At 80.4% G+C, this 556-nt stretch carries 1 protein-coding gene; it reads right to left on the bottom strand.

Annotated elements, in window-relative coordinates:
• Window positions 1–556, bottom strand: a 556-nt coding sequence (locus tag ABEB16_RS21935; protein ID WP_486336002.1) for a flavin-dependent monooxygenase, incomplete at both ends; no start/stop codon positions are given.

The raw sequence follows: 556 nt of genomic DNA, 5'->3' as shown, positions 1-556 counted from the left end.
CCCGGTCGTCGGCGCACCGGGCCGGGCCCGGGCGCAGGTCCTCGACCGCGTGGCGCAGCAGCGAGGCCGGGTCGGCGGCGGCGAGGACCTGCGACACCGGGTCCGGCCAGCCCCGCAGCAGGTCGCGCAGCGGTGCGAGGGACGGGGGCCCGGCGCCGTCGGCCGCGGCGAGGGCGTCGGACACCGCGACGTAGAAGTTCGTGCGCCTCCCGGGCAGCGGGGTGGCGCCGAACACCACCCCCGCACCCCACACCTCGCCGTGCCGGTCGACCTCGCAGGCGGCCGAGCCGCGCCAGGCGGTGAACCCCGCCCGCCGCACCCGCGCGGCCGGGCCGAACCGCTGCGCCCGCACCGCGCTGCGCACCCCGTCGGCGCCGACGACGACGTCGTGCCCGGTGAGCAGCCCGGCGACGTACACCTCCGGCACCCCGGTGCGGATGCCGTCGGGCGAGCCGTCCTCCCGGAGGGCGTCGACGAGCACGTCGACGAGCGCGGCGCGGGGCACCAGCACGACGGGGCGGCCGGTGGAGCGCTCGATCCGCGCCACCGGCAGCAG

This window comes from Kineococcus glutinatus (assembly GCF_039542765.1).
Classification (GTDB): Bacteria; Actinomycetota; Actinomycetes; order Actinomycetales; family Kineococcaceae; genus Kineococcus_A; species Kineococcus_A glutinatus.
The sequence above is the reverse complement of the archived record's forward strand: the minus strand, read 5'-3'. Positions and strand labels throughout refer to the sequence as shown.